General features: G+C 42.0%; 11 protein-coding genes. 10 read left to right on the top strand and 1 reads right to left on the bottom strand.

The features are described from left to right. Nucleotides 1-83 precede the first annotated feature (83 nt). Entirely contained in the window at nt 84-2,180 is a 2,097-nt protein-coding gene (locus tag HT701_RS03630) for a GH92 family glycosyl hydrolase (RefSeq protein WP_172931231.1), read from the bottom strand. 170 nt (nt 2,181-2,350) lie between these two features. Between HT701_RS03630 and HT701_RS03625 the strand changes: the two genes are divergently transcribed. From HT701_RS03625 to HT701_RS03580, 10 genes are all read left to right on the top strand, one after another. Then, nucleotides 2,351-3,631 carry a glycoside hydrolase family 125 protein gene (locus tag HT701_RS03625; RefSeq protein ID WP_172931230.1) on the top strand — a complete coding sequence of 427 codons (1,281 nt, stop codon included), beginning with the start codon at nt 2,351-2,353 and terminating at the stop codon, nt 3,629-3,631. 204 nt (nt 3,632-3,835) lie between these two features. Then, nucleotides 3,836-6,481: an alpha-mannosidase gene (locus HT701_RS03620; RefSeq protein WP_172931229.1), complete on the top strand. Its 2,646-nt coding sequence runs from the start codon at nt 3,836-3,838 to the stop codon at nt 6,479-6,481. An 83-nt stretch (nt 6,482-6,564) separates the two neighbouring features. Further along, nucleotides 6,565-7,434, top strand: a complete 870-nt coding sequence (locus HT701_RS03615; RefSeq protein WP_172931233.1) for an ROK family protein — start codon at nt 6,565-6,567, stop codon at nt 7,432-7,434. Next, nucleotides 7,428-9,662, top strand: a complete 2,235-nt coding sequence (locus HT701_RS03610; protein ID WP_172931228.1) for a hypothetical protein — start codon at nt 7,428-7,430, stop codon at nt 9,660-9,662. Before HT701_RS03615 ends, HT701_RS03610 begins: the two co-directional genes overlap by 7 nt. Before the next feature lie 298 nt (nt 9,663-9,960). Beyond that, nucleotides 9,961-10,287: a hypothetical protein gene (locus HT701_RS03605; RefSeq protein ID WP_049541360.1), complete on the top strand. Its 327-nt coding sequence runs from the start codon at nt 9,961-9,963 to the stop codon at nt 10,285-10,287. 668 nt (nt 10,288-10,955) lie between these two features. Next, a complete protein-coding gene (locus tag HT701_RS03600; RefSeq protein WP_138699756.1) occupies nt 10,956-11,471 on the top strand; it encodes a hypothetical protein in 516 nt (171 codons plus the stop codon). A 309-nt stretch (nt 11,472-11,780) separates the two neighbouring features. Beyond that, the gene (locus HT701_RS03595; RefSeq protein WP_172931227.1) at nt 11,781-12,368 is read left to right on the top strand and encodes a hypothetical protein; all 588 of its coding nucleotides are present in this window, start codon (nt 11,781-11,783) and stop codon (nt 12,366-12,368) included. Nucleotides 12,369-12,382: 14 nt separating this feature from the next. After that, nucleotides 12,383-12,727 (top strand): hypothetical protein, encoded by a 345-nt coding sequence (locus tag HT701_RS03590; protein WP_000055346.1) that lies wholly within the window; start codon nt 12,383-12,385, stop codon nt 12,725-12,727. Next, the gene (locus HT701_RS03585; RefSeq protein WP_023937337.1) at nt 12,727-13,161 is read left to right on the top strand and encodes a protein-export chaperone SecB; all 435 of its coding nucleotides are present in this window, start codon (nt 12,727-12,729) and stop codon (nt 13,159-13,161) included. Before HT701_RS03590 ends, HT701_RS03585 begins: the two co-directional genes overlap by 1 nt. Before the next feature lie 560 nt (nt 13,162-13,721). After that, a partial coding sequence (locus HT701_RS03580) for a YSIRK-type signal peptide-containing protein (RefSeq protein ID WP_172931226.1) occupies nt 13,722-19,504 on the top strand: 5,783 nt, incomplete at its 3' end.

The raw sequence follows: 19,504 nt of genomic DNA, 5'->3' as shown, positions 1-19,504 counted from the left end.
TAAATCCGATTTTTAAAGCTTAAACAAGTACCTCTCATAAGAAAATCTCCTAGCAGGAAAGTCTGCTAGGAGATTTTTGTATTTCAGGAAGTGGACGGCTGACTTGGTAACCAGCTGAGGGTGAAGGTTAACTGCTCAGCTTTTAGGAGGTCTTGATGTTGAAGGCTAGTTATAGAGGTCTTATCTAGTAGACATTCTTTGACAAAGTTGAAGTGGCTGTGGTTTTGCTCAGTATGAATATCCAGCCATTTACCTTCTTTAGCTAGGTAAATACGGAGGTGGTCAAAGAGAGGGATTCCGAGGTCATAGTTTGGTTTGCCTGGACAGGTCGGATAAAAACCGAGAGCTGACCAGATATACCAGGCTGAGAGACTGCCATTGTCTTCATCGCCAGGATAGGCTTGCCAACTTGGGTGAAAGGCCTTCTGACGGAGAGTCTTGATGAGAAGGGCAGTGTAGTCAGGGTAGTTGCTGTAGCGGAAGAGATAAGGAATGTGGAAGCTCGGTTGGTTGGAAATAGCGAGTTGTCCAAAAGGAGCAGTAGCCATTTCGCTCATTTCGTGAATCTCGTAACCATAGCCAGTCGTCTCAAAGAGGGGAGGATCTTGACAGGCTTTCAAAAGATAGTTGCTAAAGGCTTCTTTTCCACCCATAAGCTGGATTAAGTCTGGGATGTCGTGGAGAACGCCTAAAGTCGCTTGAATGCCAGAGCATTCGGCATAATCACGTCCCCAACTATAAGGAGAGAAGTCAGGGCGGAAGTTGCCTTGCTTGTCTCGCGCTCGCATGTAACCTGTCTCAGCATCAAATAGATGGCGGTAATTTTGTGAAGCAGTCCTATAGGTTTCCGCGATGTTATTCTGATCAAGTTTTTTGGCACAGCTGGCGATACAAAAGTCACTATAGGCATAGTCTAGGGTATGACTGACACTTTCGTGGTGGTCGGTAGAGAGGTAGCCTAGTTCTTGGTATTGGGCTAGTCCGTGACGACCATTGATGCCGAGAGGGTCGAACTTGCTGGCTGTTTCAAGCATGGCTTGGAAGAGTTCTTCTTCCAAGTCGGGAGACATGTCCTTGCAGGCGCTATCTGCGATAATGCCGTCTAAAAGTGTACCTGGCATCATACCCCGTTCATCTGGAGCCAGCCATTTTGGAAGGAATCCAGTATTGCGGTAGCTATTGAGAAATCCTTCTAAAAAGCGGTGGTAGTGTTCCGGTATGATAAGGGCAAAGAGGGGGAAGGTAGTGCGGAAGGTATCCCAGAAGCCATTGTTGCTGAAGAGAACCCCGGGCTTGACAGTGCCAGTAGCCAGATCCATGTGGATGTCTTGCCCTGATTCATCAACCTCATAAAAAGTCTGTGGGAAGAGGAAGAGTCTGTAGAGACAGTGGTCAAAGAAGGTTCGGTCAGCCTCTCCTGTCTCTATAACGTCAAAACGATGGAGAAGATTTTCCCAGTCCGCTTGTGCACTTACTTTACAGATATCAAAATCTTCTTGAGGTAGATTAAGCAGTGCTTGAGAAGGAGAGATGAAAGAAGTGGCTAGCTGAATCTCGGTTTGACTACTTGCTAAGTCAATTCGACAGTCTTCGCCTTCTTGGCTGATAGCAAGAATATCCGTGTTCATTTGAAGGGCAGTGAACATCGTTAGCGAATTTTTGTTGGTTTCAGTTTTACCTTCTTGTCGCAGGGCAAGAGTTCGCTTATCTACTTGCTCCACGGTCAGTTCATCTGCTGCGTGAAGATAGAGGGAGAGGGCTTTGCCTTGCTTTTGCTTCAAACGAATAGAAGCGCCGTAGCAAGTCGGTGTGAGCTGGGTTTCAATCTGATAGCGCAGGGAGAAAATCTTCAGATAATGGGGTTGGAAAGAGGCCTTATCCATATCGTAGGAAGACTGACGATGGAAGAGGCTGTCTCCACCCAGTTGGCCTGTGACAGGTGTCAGAAGGAGCCAAGAGTAGTCTCCAATCCAAGGACTAGGCTGGTGGGTTAGTCGAATCCCCTGAAAGATAGGCAGATGCGGATCGAAAAACCAAGAGCCCTCCTGGTCACTGGTCTGGGGCACAAAGTAATTCATCCCAAAAGGCACGCCTGTGTATGGCAGGGTATTTCCCCGAGAAAAGTCATGCTTGCTGGCAGTTCCAAATCGGGTATCGATGCTTTCAAGTAATGGTTTCATAGTCTTTCCTTTAGATGTTTTTCTACATTATATCAGAAAAAGAGGGCCTTTAGATATGGGGTTCAAAAGAAAGCAATTTTGTAGAAAAATGACTATCATTTGTGTATGTATTTTCTGTCTCAAAAGCTATATACTGAAAATGAAACTTGTTTGAAAGAGGATACTGCACGATGATTTATTCAAAAGAAATTGTTAGAGAATGGCTAGATGAAGTGGCAGAGCGGGCTAAGGACCATCCAGAATGGGTGGATGTTTTCGAGCGTTGCTACACCGACACCTTGGACAATACGGTCGAGATTTTAGAAGACGGTTCAACCTTTGTCTTGACTGGGGATATTCCTGCTATGTGGCTTCGAGATTCGACAGCTCAACTCAGACCCTACCTGCATGTGGCTAAAAGAGATCCCCTCCTGCGTCAGACCATTGCAGGTTTGGTCAAACGTCAGATGACCCTGATTCTCAAGGATCCTTATGCCAACTCTTTTAACATTGAGGAAAACTGGAAGGGGCACCACGAGACTGATCACACAGACCTTAATGGCTGGATTTGGGAACGCAAGTATGAGGTGGACTCACTTTGCTATCCTTTGCAGTTGGCTTATCTTCTCTGGAAAGAGACTGGCGAGACTAGCCAGTTTGATGAGACTTTTGTCGCAGCGACTAAGGAAATTCTTCATCTGTGGACGGTAGAACAAGACCACAACAACTCTCCTTATCGTTTTGTCCGGAATACGGATCGTAAGGAAGACACTTTGGTAAATGATGGTTTTGGTCCTGACTTTGCCGTGACAGGAATGACCTGGTCAGCCTTTCGTCCAAGTGATGATTGTTGTCAATATAGCTACTTGATTCCGTCAAATATGTTTGCTGTAGTAGTCTTGGGTTATGTGCAAGAAATCTTCGCAGCATTAAACCTAGTTGATAGCGAGAGTGTTATCACAGACGCTAAGCGTCTTCAGGATGAAATTCAAGAAGGAATTGAAAACTATGCCTACACAAGCAACAGCAAGGGCGAAAAGATTTATGCCTTTGAAGTGGATGGTCTAGGAAATGCTAGCATCATGGATGATCCAAACGTACCAAGTTTGTTGGCTGCGCCTTATCTGGGCTACTGTTCGGTCGATGATGAAGTGTATCAAGCTACTCGCCGTACCATTCTGAGCCCTGAAAATCCATATTTTTACCAAGGAGAATGTGCCAGTGGTCTCGGCAGTTCTCATACCTTCTATCGCTATATCTGGCCCATTGCTCTGTCTATTCAAGGCTTGACAACGACAGAAAAAGCAGAGAAGAAATTTTTGCTGGATCAGCTGGTTGCTTGCGATGGTGGTACAGGTGTCATGCACGAAAGCTTCCATGTGGATGATCCGACACTCTACTCTCGTGAATGGTTCTCTTGGGCTAACATGATGTTCTGTGAATTGGTCTTGGATTACCTAGATATTCGCTAAGGAGCGTGATTTATATTCTTCGAAAATCTCTTCAAACTACGTCAGCTTTATCTGCAACCTCAAAGCAGTGCTTTGAGCAATCTGCGGCTAGCTTTCTAGTTTGCACTTTGATTTTCATTGAGTATTAGCGCAACCGATTCTTGTCAGAATCACACCTTTACATTTAAAACGTTAAAATTTAAATTTAGAATGAGGTTTTACTTCATGGAAAATGTTGTCGTACATATTATCTCACATAGTCACTGGGACCGTGAGTGGTACTTGCCTTTTGAAAGCCACCGTATGCAGTTGGTGGAATTGTTTGACAATCTCTTTCATCTCTTTGAAAATGACCCTGAGTTCAAGAGCTTCCACTTGGATGGTCAAACCATTGTCCTTGATGACTACTTGGAGATTCGCCCTGAAAATCGCGACAAAGTCCAACGATACATCGACGAAGGAAAATTGAAAATTGGTCCCTTTTACATCTTGCAGGATGACTACTTGATTTCAAGTGAAGCCAATGTCCGCAATACCTTGATTGGTCAAGCAGAATGTGCAAAATGGGGCAAATCAACCCAGATTGGTTACTTCCCAGATACCTTTGGAAATATGGGACAAGCGCCTCAAATCCTACAAAAATCAGGCATTCACGTGGCAGCCTTTGGTCGTGGTGTGAAGCCGATTGGATTTGACAACCAAGTCCTCGAAGATGAGCAGTTTACTTCCCAGTTTTCAGAAATGTACTGGCAGGGTGCGGACGGAAGTCGTGTCCTGGGTATTCTCTTTGCCAACTGGTACAGTAATGGGAATGAAATTCCAGTTGATAAAGATGAGGCTTTGACCTTCTGGAAACAAAAACTGGCAGACGTGCGTGACTATGCTTCGACCAACCAGTGGTTGATGATGAACGGCTGTGACCATCAGCCTGTCCAGAAAAATCTGAGTGAAGCCATTCGTGTGGCAAATGAACTATTCCCAGATGTGACCTTTGTTCACAGTTCTTTTGATGAATATGTTCAAGCCGTGGAAAGTGCCCTACCAGAGCAGTTATCAACGGTTACAGGTGAGTTGACCAGTCAGGAAACAGACGGCTGGTACACACTTGCCAACACTTCTTCATCTCGTATTTATCTCAAACAATCCTTCCAAGAAAATAGCAACCTCCTAGAGCAAGTTGTAGAACCCTTGACAATTATCACTGGGGGTCATAACCACAAGGACCAGTTGACCTATGCTTGGAAAACTCTTTTGCAGAATGCGCCGCATGATAGTATCTGTGGCTGTAGCGTGGACGAAGTTCACCGTGAGATGGAAACTCGTTTTGCCAAGGTTAACCAAGTCGGAACCTTTGTTAAGACCAATCTTCTCAACGAGTGGAAGGGCAAAATTGCAACTCACGAAGCTCAAAGTGACTATCTCTTTACGGTTATTAACACAGGCCTGCATGATAAGGTCGATACTGTCAGCACAGTGATTGATGTTGCGACTTGTGATTTCAAGGAATTGCACCCAACAGAAGGTTACAAGAAGATGGCTGCCTTAACCTTGCCAAGTTATCGTGTGGAGGACTTGGATGGGCGTCCTGTAGAGGCTAAAATCGAAGACCTTGGGGCTAATTTTGAGTACGATTTACCAAAAGACAAGTTCCGCCAAGCTCGTATCGCTCGACAAGTGCGCGTGACCATTCCAGTTCACCTAGCGCCGCTTTCTTGGACAACTTTCCAATTGCTGGAAGGAGAGCAAGAACACCGTGAGGGTATTTACCAAAACGGAGTGATTGATACACCATTCGTAACGGTGAGTGTGGATGACACTATCACAGTTTATGATAAGACAACTCACGAAGCCTACGAAGATTTTATCCGCTTCGAAGACCGTGGTGACATCGGAAACGAGTATATCTATTTCCAACCAAAAGGAACAGAGCCAATCTATGCAGAGCTTAAGGGCTACGAGGTCTTGGAAAACACAGCTCGCTACGCTAAGATTTTGCTCAAACATGAATTGACTGTGCCTGTCAGTGCCGATGAAAAGCTAGAAGAAGAGCAAAAAGGTATCATCGAGTTTATGAAGCGTGAAGCTGGACGGTCAGAAGAAATGACAAGCATTCCTCTGGAAACTGAGATGACTGTCTTTGTTGACAATCCACAAATCCGTTGCAAGACTCGCTTTACCAACACTGCCAAAGACCATCGTATCCGTCTCTTGGTCAAGACTCACAACACGCGTCCAAGCAATGATTCTGAAAGCATCTATGAGGTGGTGACACGACCAAACAAACCAGCAGCTTCATGGGAAAATCCTGAAAATCCTCAACACCAACAAGCCTTTGTTAGTCTGTATGACGATGAAAAAGGTGTGACCGTATCCAACAAGGGATTGAATGAATACGAAATCCTTGGAGACGACACTATTGCAGTGACCATTCTGCGTGCATCAGGTGAGCTAGGTGACTGGGGTTACTTCCCAACACCAGAAGCTCAGTGTTTGCGTGAGTTTGAAGTCGAGTTTGCACTTGAATGCCACCAAGCCCAAGAACGCTTTTCAGCCTATCGTCGTGCTAAAGCCTTGCAGACACCATTTACCAGCCTTCAGCTTGCTAAACAAGAAGGAAGCGTGGCTGCGACTGGTAGCCTCTTGAGCCATTCTGTTCTCAGCATACCGCAAATCTGTCCAACAGCCTTTAAGGTAGCTGAAAATGAAGAAGGCTATGTCCTTCGTTACTACAATATGTGTAGTGAAAATGTGCGTGTACCAGAAAGTCAACATCTCTTCCTGGACCTACTTGAACGACCATACCCAGTTCATAGAGGCTTCATTTCACCACAAGAAATTCGTACAGAATTGATTAAAAAAGAAGAAATTTAATTTCAAAAAGTAAACATGAAAAGAAAGGAGGGGCGAAAAGGTAAGAACTAACTGCTGATTCGCCCCTTTTTATGGTAAAAACAATGACCATTGCAACGATTGATATCGGAGGGACTGGGATTAAGTTTGCCAGTCTGACTCCTGATGGGAAAATATTGGATAAGACAAGCATTCCAACGCCTGAAAGTTTGGAGGATTTACTAGCTTGGCTAGACCAGCGCTTGTCAGAGCAGGATTATAGCGGGATTGCTATGAGCGTTCCAGGCGCGGTCAATCAAGAGACAGGTGTGATTGATGGCTTCAGTGCGGTGCCCTACATTCACGGCTTTTCTTGGTATGAGGCGCTTAGCTCTTATCAGCTACCTGTCCATTTAGAAAATGATGCCAACTGCGTTGGAGTCAGTGAACTACTAGCTCATCCAGAGCTTGAAAATGCAGCCTGTGTCGTGATTGGGACAGGGATTGGCGGAGCCATGATTATCAATGGTAGACTTCATCGAGGTCGCCACGGTCTGGGTGGAGAATTTGGCTACATGACAACCCTTGCCCCTGCTGAAAAGCTCAACAACTGGTCGCAACTAGCATCAACTGGGAATATGGTACGCTACGTGATTGAAAAATCTGGTCAGACTGACTGGGACGGCCGCAAGATTTACCAAGAAGCTGCAGCTGGGAATGCTCTTTGCCAAGAAGCCATTGAGCGCATGAACCGTAATCTGGCGCAAGGTTTGCTTAATATCCAGTATCTGATCGATCCAGATGTCATCAGTCTGGGAGGCTCTATCAGTCAAAATCCAGATTTTATCCAAGGTGTCAAGGAAGCTGTTGAAGACTTTGTCGATACCTACGAAGAATATACGGTCGCACCCGTCATCCAAGCCTGCACCTATCATGCAGATGCCAATCTCTATGGTGCCCTTGTCAACTGGCTACAGGAGGAAAATCAATGGTAAGATTTACAGGACTTAGTTCCAAACAAACTCAGGCAATCGACTTGCTGACAAAGCATATTTCTTTACCAGATGTTGAAGTGGCTGTCACTCAGTCTGACCAAGCCTCTATCTCTATCAAGGGTGAGGGTGGCCACTATCAATTGACCTACCGCAAACCTCACCAACTTTATCGTGCCTTGTCCTTGTTGGTAACAGCTCTAGCAGAAGGTGATAAAGTAGAGATTGAGGAGCAGGCAGCTTATGAAGATTTAGTCTATATGGCAGACTGTTCTCGAAATGCAGTGCTGAATGTGGCTTCTGCCAAGCAGATGATTGAGGTCTTAGCTCTCATGGGCTACTCAACCTTTGAGCTTTACATGGAAGACACCTACCAGATTGAAGGGCAGCCTTACTTTGGCTATTTCCGCGGGGCTTATTCGGCTGAGGAGTTGCAGGAAATCGAAGCCTATGCCCAGCAGTTTGACATGACCTTTGTGCCTTGCATTCAGACCTTGGCCCACTTGTCAGCCTTTGTCAAATGGGGTGTCAAGGAAGTGCAGGAACTCCGTGATGTAGAGGACATTCTCCTCATTGGCGAAGAAAAGGTTTATGACCTGATTGATGGTATGTTTGCTACTCTATCTAAACTACAAACTCGCAAGGTCAATATCGGGATGGACGAAGCCCACTTGGTTGGCTTGGGACGTTACTTGATATTGAACGGTGTTGTGGATCGTAGTCTCCTAATGTGTCAACACTTGGAGCGCGTGCTGGATATTGCAGACAAGTATGGTTTCCACTGCCAGATGTGGAGCGATATGTTCTTTAAACTTATGTCAGCGGATGGCCAGTACGACCGTGATGTGGAAATTCCAGAGGAAACTCGTGTCTACCTAGACCGTCTCAAAGACCGAGTGACTTTGGTTTACTGGGATTATTACCAGGATAGCGAGGAAAAATACAACCGTAATTTCCGCAACCATCACAAGATTAGCCATGACCTTGCATTTGCAGGGGGAGCTTGGAAGTGGATTGGATTTACACCTCACAACCATTTTAGCCGTCTAGTGGCTATCGAGGCCAATAAAGCCTGTCGTGCCAATGATATAAGAGAAGTCATTGTGACGGGTTGGGGAGACAATGGTGGTGAAACTGCCCAGTTTTCTATTCTCCCAAGCTTGCAAATCTGGGCAGAACTCAGCTATCGCAATGACCTAGACCGTTTGTCTGCACACTTCCAGACCAATACAGGTTTATCGGTTGAAGATTTTATGCAGATTGACCTTGCCAACCTCTTGCCAGACTTGCCGGACAATCTCAGTGGCATCAATCCCAACCGCTATGTCTTTTATCAGGATGTTCTCTGTCCTATCCTGGATCAGCACATGATACCTGAACAGGACAAACCGCACTTCGCTCAGGCAGCTGAGACCCTTGCTGAAATCAAAGAAAAAAATGACATCAAAGAAGTCATCGTGACGGGTTGGGGGGACAATGGTGGTGAGACAGCTCAGTTTTCTATCCTACCAAGCTTGCAAATCTGGGCAGAACTCAGCTATCGCAATGACCTAGACCGTTTGTCTGCACACTTCCAGACCAATACTGGCCTATCGGTTGAAGATTTTATGCAGATTGACCTTGCCAACCTCTTGCCAGACTTGCCGGACAATCTCAGTGGCATCAATCCTAACCGCTATGTCTTTTATCAGGATGTCCTCTGTCCGATTCTTGACCGACACATGACACCTGAACAGGACAAACCACACTTTGCTCAGGCAGCTGAGACCCTTGCTGAAATCAAAGAAAAAGCTGGTGCTTACTCTTACCTCTTTGAAACTCAGGCTCAGTTGAATGCTATTTTAAGTAGCAAAGTGGATGTGGGACGACGCATTCGTCAGGCTTACCAAGTGGGCGATAAAGAAAGTCTACAAGAAATCGCAAGGCAAGAATTACCAGAACTCAGAAGCCAAATTGAGCACTTCCATGCCCTCTTTAGCCACCAATGGCTGAAAGAAAACAAGGTCTTTGGTTTGGATACGGTTGACATCCGTATGGGCGGACTCTTGCAACGCATCAAACGAGCAGAAAGCCGTATCAAGGCTTATTTGGCTGGCCAGCTTGACCGCATCGACGAACTAGAAGTGGAAATCCTGCCATTTAACGACTTCTACGCAGACAAGGGCTTCGCAGCCACAACAGCCAACCAATGGCATACCATTGCGACAGCTTCAACGATTTATACAACTTAAAAACAAGAACACCTTGCCTGGCGCAGGGTGTTTCGCGTGAAACAGAAGAATTATCTAGTTTCAAATGCCACAGTTAGACAAACTTATGATAAAATAGCAGAAAGGGAATGTTTCCTAAGAGCAATTCTATCGATGAGCTATTGGAGGTATTGTGGTACACTTAAAATTAGTAAAACAAGAAATAGAAGCTGAAAAGCCAGCATCTGTAGAAGCCTGGGTCATTTTCGTCAAATTTTAAAAAGGTTGCTACCGACATATACAAATTCCAAAAACAAAAACGTTAGTAGAACTAGCAGATGTGATTTTATGGAGTTTTGATTTTGCAAATGATCATGCTCATGCATTTTTCGTGGATAATGTTGCGTGGAGTCATGCAGATTCTTACTTTCTTAGCTTTGTTAGTGATGATGTTGAAGAACGTTACACAGAAAATGTCTATCTGGATACCCTAAGTGTCAAACAAACATTTAAGTTTATTTTCGACTTCGGTGATGAATGGCGTTTTGAATGCCAAGTGCTGAGAGAAATCGAGGCGGAAGACGAAGAAGCTTATCTCGTACGTTCGGTTGGAACGCCGCCAGAACAATATCCAGATTATGATGGTTTTGACTATGAAGAATGGTAAAATTGATTGTTAAACAATCTAAAAAACAATTGGAATCAGTCTGTGTAGGCTTAGTATTTCAATTGTTTTTTTGTGATGGTTTCAGATAAGAGAGTTTTTTAATACTCAATGAAAATCAAAGAGCAAACTAGGAAGCTAGCTGTAGGTTGCTCAAAACACTGTTTTGAGGTTTCAGATGGAAGCTGAGGAGGTTTGAAGGGATTTTCGAAGAGTATAAATTTGTTGAGGGTGTAGCTAATACGTATTCAGTCTGGTAGATTGAGAAAACTTGACAAAAAATTAGATAGTGCTAGAATAACATTAACGAAAGACATTTGAGGGCAGAAAGGTTCCTGCCACACCTTGCAAAAAGGTATCTGAGATGCTGGGTACACCGACCAGCCAAAGGGTCCGTTATTTCAAAGGAGGGGCTTAAATGCTCCTTTTTTATTTAAAAATTTCAAAATAGATTACACTCACCGCAGGCTTAGGCTTGCGTTTTTTTGTTTGACAAAATTAAAAAAATGTGTAAGAATAAGTAGAATTGAAAACAGGAAAACTCACCTCCTTTCGATTCGTCTAGCCTTTTCGTGAGGCAATGAGGGGGCGGAGAGACGCGCTCGTCAACAGAAGTATCTCATTGGAAATGTTGCTCACTTTTTAGTGAGCTTTTTATCTAGGGAATAGAAATGAAAAGCAAAAAGTTAAAATTAGGTCAAATTGATTTAAAAATGTGCAAGGATTACGACCTTATTCAAGCGATGGACTATGACTTTAAGACGAAGGAAGTAATGAATAAAGGAAGGGGATTTGCGGTAACTGTTGTCAAAATACAGGGGCTAACTTTCTTGATTCCATTTAGAAGTTATATTCCTAAAAAGTATCAGTTGAAGTATAAGCTTCGAAATTCAGCAAAAGAAGGGTATGTTGAAGGATTAGATATTGGTAAAACCTTGATTTTAGAAGATGAAAGTTATTTGCTAAATACTACTTTTCGACTTCGAAAAATCGAAGATTATTATAAAGTAATGGACAATGATAGAGCTATAATTAATAAGTTAGTGAAAGCTATTATAGACTATAACCGTGCTTTAGAAATGAACGATAGAAACAAACTTGAAGATCCTAAACGCTTTAAATTCTCAACATTCCAGAATTATTCTACTAGATTAAGAGTCATAACAGAAAAAGACTATTTAGAATAGATAATGTTTTTGCAGGTTCTGGCTTGCATTTCTATTTTGCAAAAACACGCATTTTGAACGATTAGAACCAGAAATTACAATCCTATTCTTCAAAAAAGCGTTTTCTTGAAGAATGGAAAAAGCCCGATTTTATGGGGTTTTAATTCTGATAAAATCCGATAATTTCGGTATGATAAGGTGAGGTAGTTATTGTCTTAATGCTCAGTTCCGTTCTGGAAATCGCTAGAATGTTTTCAAAAAATCCCGTAATAGTTGAATTATCTAAGCTTTAACAGTATAATCAAGTTAGTAGCTTCATCAGGAAGTTCTATGCTACAATATAGTGGGTGGCACGGCACCATCAATAAAATAAAAGAAAAGATTCTATCTGCTGGGTTTTCTTATGAGAAATATAAACCTGGTATTCATAAACAGAGACATCCGAACGACTTGGGTAATGGTATTTACTTTTTTCTACCTTTTGACAAAGATACTGGTAAAACGATTGCTTCTGCTTATGTCGCAAAGTATAAGTCATTTGAACTAAGCAAACCTGGGGTTAGGCCTGAGTTAATTCATGCTGAAATCACCCTAAAATCTATAGATAAGATTTTTATTTTAGATGACCCAGCAAACCAAAGCTTATTAGAGGAATATCGACAAGCGGCATCTATTCAAATTGAACGTGAGATTACAGATATTGCAGATAGCGGAGCCAAAAATAGAGCTACTCTTCTTAACCAAAATCAAGGATTAATTATTGAACTGTTGCTTGATTTAGCGTCTCAGCATGGGAAGAATTATGAAGCAGTGCAGTCCAAAACATATACTGCTATTCCATCTTTACCAGTAATTGACGGAAAGAATGGAGAGGAAATTTGTATCCGTGATTTAAATTGTATGACAAACATTTTATAAATAAGGAGGCTTTTATGAGTTTATTGTCAAACTTTTTAGGAACTGAAGAATTTTCTTTGATGGATTCTCCAATGTTCCAAGAATTAGTTGAAAATATTAAGGCCAACAAAATTTATTCAGTAAACAATGAATTTGATTATGATTTGAATATATCAGGAAGTCTTAAAAAATATAAAGATGAAATCCATTTTACTTCTCAATTAAATAATCAAAAAGAGTTTTATGATTTGAATTCTATAACTAAAGTAAATGTAATGCCTAAATATAATATAAAAAACAAGAAGTCATGTTTTTCATATTTACCAATAGATTCTGAAAACTTAATTACAACAAAAGAAAATAGTGAGGTGGCAGCTTAATGTCCTCTTTACAATTTAAAGATTATTTTTTAAATGAAGTATCATACCGAAGAAATCCTAGTTTTGACCAAACAAATAGTACTATTAATTTACATCCTGAATTGTCTGCACAGATTTTAATAAGAAAATCTGAAAACCTTGCTTATGTTAACTTGATAACAAAGCAAGGAAATATAGATTCAGATGATTCTGCTTTTGAGCTTATTGTAGATATTGTTGGAGAATTTTCATTTATATATGACGAGACAGAATTTGATATTGATTTTGAAACTTTTCTTAAAGAGAATGGTTTAGCAATTCTTTGGTCCTATATTCGGCCTATCGTATCTGATATGATTACTCGGGGGAATGAGTTCCCCAACTTCATATTGCCTGTCGTTAACATTAAAAAAATGCTTGAAGACAAAGATTCTATCAAGTTAACATACGAATAAAAACAGTGTATGTATTTTTCAAAGTTCCAATGAAATGCTTTCACATTTAAAAGGTATTCGGAGAACTATAAATCAAAATTGTGATAAAAATAAATAGGACCAAAGAGTTTTGTATGATAGTAGTGCAATTTGAAACTCTAGCTGTTTCTCGAGCTTATCGTTCTTGAACTATAAAATATTTCTAAAAAACTGATAGAATCATATATTTTAATAATATACGAAGAATAACGCTGATTTTTCAAGCGTTTTTTCTTTTAAAACAGCTAGCAGGTGGTGAAGTGAAAAGCTTGACGATCAAGTCAAACAATGTTGGTTTCAGCTTGCCGTATATATGTTGAGGCTGGGTAAAAAACAAATTTCAGGAGAAAATGAAGTCAATATTTCCACGATAAGATATATGATATCAAGCTTAGTTCATAATGTTTGATTTATAAAAAGAAAGAGAGTATAATGAGTTAAACCTACCTAAAGTATGCTCAAATATTTTAGGGGGGGGGCTTTTTATTTGCCCTTCCATTATATATTAACCGATAATTATCGGAAAAGGAGCAAAATGATATATGTTTTATAAAGGTAATGAAGATAGAGAAAAGCGCTTGCGGTTTTCGATTCGTAAGGTTAGTTTTGGAGCGGCCTCGGTAGCCGTGGCGGCGCTGTATCTCTTTATGGGAAGTGGAGCGGTATCTGCTGCGGAAGCGCAGGCCATACAGTCAAATGAGGAGGTGGCAGCTGATAAGGATTCGGAAATAGAGAAAAAATCAGAGGATCAGCAGCTAACCTACGCTGCTCCGGCTGCAAAAGAACAAGGATCTGCAACCAATACTGAAGCAGGGGATAAAGGCAAGCAAGAAAGTCATCCAGAGACCAAAGAGGAAGAAGCCAACTCATCTGAGAGAAGCGAAACTACAACAAAGACTCAATCGGATGAAGATTCTGTGAGTGGGGATTCTAGCTCTCCAAAATCTGAAGGTGAAGGTACAAGATCAGAAGAAGCAAGCAGCAAGCCAAAAGTACGTAAAAGACGTGATATAAGTGCCACTCCAGGTGCAGATGTTGCAACGGATGATCCATCAGCAAATCAGACTTACATAGCACCAAGCGCTGATGCGAGTGTAGAGGAGTTAGTAGAAAAATTAAAAACATTGCCGAATGTGATTGAAAACAATAATAAAATCAACGGCGTTCAAATGAAGAAATTAGGTGATGCTAAAGGTATAGCACTAGGAGAGGTAAGAGAACTTGATGAGTTTGGTGGTTGGAAAGCTGTAACTACTGATGGACAAGTTGGAAAATTTGCTATTGCTAGAAAAACAGCAAAAGGTGTATTCCCGGCATATACTATAAATATAAACAGAACTAATGATGCTTGGCTTCGAGAACAAGTTCTTGATTGGAATAGTGAATACACATTGCTATTATCAAAAGTGGTGACAAAAGCTAGTAGAGATACGGATGTTCCTTATGATGGACAACCTTACAAAGGTAACAATGAATCTGGAAAAACAACAGCTAGAACAGCAAAAGGATTTGATGGAATAGAAAAAACTTTTAAAGTGTATTCTTCAGCTGAAGGTTCTAAAGTAAGAGTGGATTTCAAAACAGGTTATACGGGAGATGTTGAAGGTTCTAAGGCTGAATACAAGGTGGAAGTATATACTGATAATTCTACTAATCCAATTTATACAACAACATTTAGACCGGATAAGAACATTGCTGATAAGGAAAGGACAGTTATTGCAGCTAAAGATGGAACAAAAATTACAGAGAAAATAAACGTTTCAAGCAATACTAAAGAAGAAATAGAAGGTAAGATGGCATTGGATGCCAATAGACCTAATGGAACAGTAGGACGCTTTACGAGTAAGTTGATTGAATTGCCTAAAGGTGTAACTTCATACAAAGTAAGATTAAGTCTAGCTAATAAAAGATATGGTGGGATGAGTTATAATTCTTCGTATTTACAATACTCATTGCCGATTACTGGGCTCGACTTTAATATTACACAAGACACTAAACATATAGCGAAGTCACTATTGCAACAGGCTTATAATAAACTGCTTGAAGAGCAACAAAAAGATGAACATAGAAAAACTAAAGACAGTGTCCGTGCTTACCGAGAAAGGTTAGCTAAAATTAAAGAATTATTAGACTCAAATGAGTTGAAAAATAATTCTGAATATCTTTCTGTGTTAGAAAGTGCTGTTTATAGCAGAGATAACTTGATAGCTCAAAACTTTGAAGCGAAGACTGTCAAACAAGTCAAAGATAGCCAAGTTTTGATAGACTTGTCGACACATCCAGAAAAAGTGATTACCTATAAAGAAAATAGTGTCGAAAAAGCCTTGCCTGACTATCTGGTAGCAAGCTGGAAGAATACCCCTGACTTTACGACTGTTGGTCCACATACTGGCATTGTTGCGATCTCTGAAAAGGGTGACGCAGGTGCTCAAAACCAAGAAATAGCAGAAGTTACGGTTTCTATTACCATTTATCCTAAGGCTGAAGCCGGGCAAGCAAAATTTGTCAATGTCCTCACAGAGAACAATCGCTTGTTGGATGGGGATAACCCTGAAAACTATGTCAAGTTTGTCAATGGCAATCAAACAGTTGCAAAACCAGCGGATATGACGGTGACATGGCATAAAAAACCAGATACAACGACTGCTAATGTTGATCAAGAAGGTATCGTTAAAGTCAGCTACAGTGCGACCGATGAGAACGGTGCTCTTAGCACCCAAAGTTACTTTGTGACTGTGAAGGTGCCTGTTTATCCACCAGCACAGTTGAAAAACAATGTAGGTAGCTACAACAATAAACAAGGTACCCTCTCAAATGGTACCAACCCAGAAGATTATATCGAGTTCAAGGATGGTAACCAAACCGTTGCAAAACCAGCTGGAGTGACAGTTCGTTGGCAAGGAAGTACTGCACCAGGTATTGGCACAGCATCGGCTCAAAATCGTGGCATTATCGAAGTGGTTTACCCAAGTGGAGACTCTCAAAACCCAACGGTAAAAACACTTGAAGTTGCGCTTCCAACCTACCATTCTGTAGTGAAAAAATCAGAGTACACACGCGACATTACACAAAGTTTTGATAGCAATCAAGCAAGCAACTATGTCACAACGACTCCGAATGCACCAACAAGAACAGAATACTTCTGGAAGACAGATGAAACTAGAAATAAAGAGTACGGTTCAGCAACATGGGGTAATATCTCAGGAGACTGGCTCGGTAAGAAGACCAATAAGGTTAAGGTCTACTATCCAAATGAGAATGGTGGCAATCCGAAATCAGAAAACTTGGCGGAAGAAACTACTGAGATAACCTTCATCACAAAACCAGCTAAGCCAAGTATTGCAACCAACTTGACAGGAAAAGCAGGCACGCGAACTCATGTATCCGTTACGAATGCGACTCCTGGAACAACACTTTACCTCTACAATGGTACTACACAATTAGGTAGTGTCGAAGTTCCTAAGAATGGTGCTTATAGCAAGCTAGTGACTGCAGAGCTCACTCCGACAGCGGACATCCCTGCATCAACGAATCTGACTGTGAAGTCTGTCTATATGCCAAACGATGACAGCCAACGAGTTGAATCAGATAGTAGTGATCCAGTTTCTAGTACGCAAGTGACGGTATCTGCTAAAGGAACGATTCAAACCTTGGCAGGTTCTGGTAATATTACAGAACTAAGCAATCTCAACCAAGCTACCCTTTCTAAATTGTTAACCCTCTCAGATGGTAGTGCTGTTGATTCTGCAACGGCAGCTCGTTGGGAATCTGGTCAAAACATTGCCAAGGGTGAAGCAGGTACACGGACTGAAAAACTATTTGTTCGTTTACCAGGTCATACCAAGGAACAAGAAGTAACCCTTACAATTAAGACTCTTGCACAGCCAACTGCGAAACCAGTTCTAAAAGCTCCTGACGAAGTGATTACAAACGAGAGCTTGTCTCACTTTGTGACAGATGAAGGAGCTGCTTCTCTTGCTTGGGAAGGAAATCCAGCTGTCGTGACGGCAGGACGCAACATTCCACGTATCAAGGTTACCTATCCAGCTGCGGGAGTAGATGGCATTGCCTTTTCAGATGTAACGACGCAGTATGTGATTCCAACTATCTACGGAGTGAAATCCAAGTCTACAGATACGTATACAAATACGCAAAACCAAGCTTTTGATACGAACGCAGCCAACTATGTTGAGCAGTCAACTGCGACCGCTTTACCAGCGGGCATGACTTATGGTTGGGAGGATGGAGAGCCAAGTGCAGGTACGGTTGGAGAGTTTACCCGAACAGTCATCAGCACGTTTGGTAATGGAAATAGTGTTCCAGCAGAACTTCGTGGTCGTACGGTTAAGACAGTGATTCGATTTGCTGTAAAACCAACGACTCCAGTTGCGACTGCAAATGAAGATGGTAGTGTTGGTATTAGCATTCCAGATGGTGCAACGAGACTAGACGTTACCTATACGCCAACGAATGGTGCGGCTGAAACAACGACTTCGATCACGAAGAATGGTTTGAGCTGGGTTGCACAAGGTTTGACTGTGACTCCTTCTCAAGATGGTAGCCGACTCATTCTTTCTGCAGATGATTTGAAAGATGGTACGGAGTTGAAGGGGGTTGCAGTTGCGACAGGTGCAGCAGGTGACTTGACAAGTGCAGATAGCAATACTGTACGAGTAAAAGCACCGCAATTGAGCTCTCCAGTCATCACTCAAGAAGCCGACTATAGCATTCAGATTGCGCTGGATGAAAAGGCGACTCATGCTGAGGTTTCCTATACAGATGTAGGAAACACCATGCGGAAACTAACCTTTGATAAGCGTGGGGATGAGTGGATCCGAACTGATAATGTTCACATTGGTTCGGTAGTAACTACTGGTAACAATATTGTCATGGCAGTCAACACCGCTAAATCTGGTACTCTTGTTTCAGCTAGCCAGAAGACAGAGTTGTCTGATTTCTCAGTGGCGGCTACGCATAAGGCTATCGGTCTTCTTAATAATCCAGTATTGATACCAAATGATGATACGAGTGTTACGATTGAAGCACCACAGGATGCGACAAGTCTATCTGTAACCTATACTCCAGCTAATGGTCAAGAGAAGACTGTAACGATTTCGAAGACTAACTCTGGTTGGATCAGTCCAGATGGATTTGAGGTTAAGAATGGAAACCCTACTTTAATGGGTGGTACAGCTCAAGCAGGACGTACTGTGAAGGTTAAAGCCTTAGGTGATTCTTCTGAAAGTAAGGAAGTAAGTGCTGTTGTTAAGACGGCTCAACCAAGCGAAATTCAAGCTGAAGTGAAGCAAAATGGTGACTTTGTACTTACTCTGCCGACAGATGCGGATCAGTTAACTCTTCATATTCCTACTAGTGATACGGTTGTTGAGGATACTGTCCTTTCTAAAGCGAACAACTGGGAATTGCCAGCTGGGTCATTATTCCGTAGAGTAGGAAATACCGTAGTCATCCCAGCAAATCTTGTCAAAGGGAGTAACCAAGTTACTTATGTTGCAACAGCAGGAAGTGGAGCTGCTAAGAGTGAAGATAGAGCAGGAAGTATGATTGTTCCTACTCATACAGCACCAACGGTTGCAGATATCATTGTGGCAGCAAACGGTGCTCCGACTGCAAATCAGGTCAATCAAGCAGTTACGGCAGATAACAAACAAACTGCTACTGCTCAAAACTTGCCTACTGTTCTAGCAGGTCAAAGTCAGAAGATTTCTGCTACGGTAACTTATCAAGATAACAGTCAAGAAATAGTTGATGTGACGGTGAAAGCAAAATATGCGACACCAGCTCAAGTGACAGGTAGTCAAAAAGATAATGGTGATCTTGTCTTTACTCTTCCTCAAGATGCAGATGATGTTACTATTAACTACGAAGCTAATGATGGATCTAAACAGACTGCGAAACTTCATAAAGAAGGAAATGCGTGGACTGTTGTATCAGGCAATCTAACCGTTGATGGTAGCAGTGCTACTCTCGCAAACGGTGTCTATACAAGTCCTCAAGCAATTGAATTGATTGCGACAGCTGGTGAGGGAGACCAACAGAGTGAACAAGCACAAAATGGTTTCCGTCCGACTGAACACACGGTTACATCTCAAACCATTAGCAAGGTTAAAGGACAAACTCCGACAAACGATGAATTGTTAAATGCTATCACTGCTGATAAAAAGCAATCTGCTGTTTTAAAAGATGGGACTCAATACCCAACTACGGTTGGAAATCATACGATTACAGTTACCGTCACTTATGCAGATGGTACGACAGAGGATATTCCTGTAACCTATAAGGTGACAGCCGATAAGAAAGCTCT

This window comes from Streptococcus sp. 10824, assembly GCF_013276595.1.
In the GTDB taxonomy this organism is placed as follows: Bacteria; Bacillota; Bacilli; order Lactobacillales; family Streptococcaceae; genus Streptococcus; species Streptococcus pseudopneumoniae.
The sequence above is the reverse complement of the archived record's forward strand: the minus strand, read 5'-3'. Positions and strand labels throughout refer to the sequence as shown.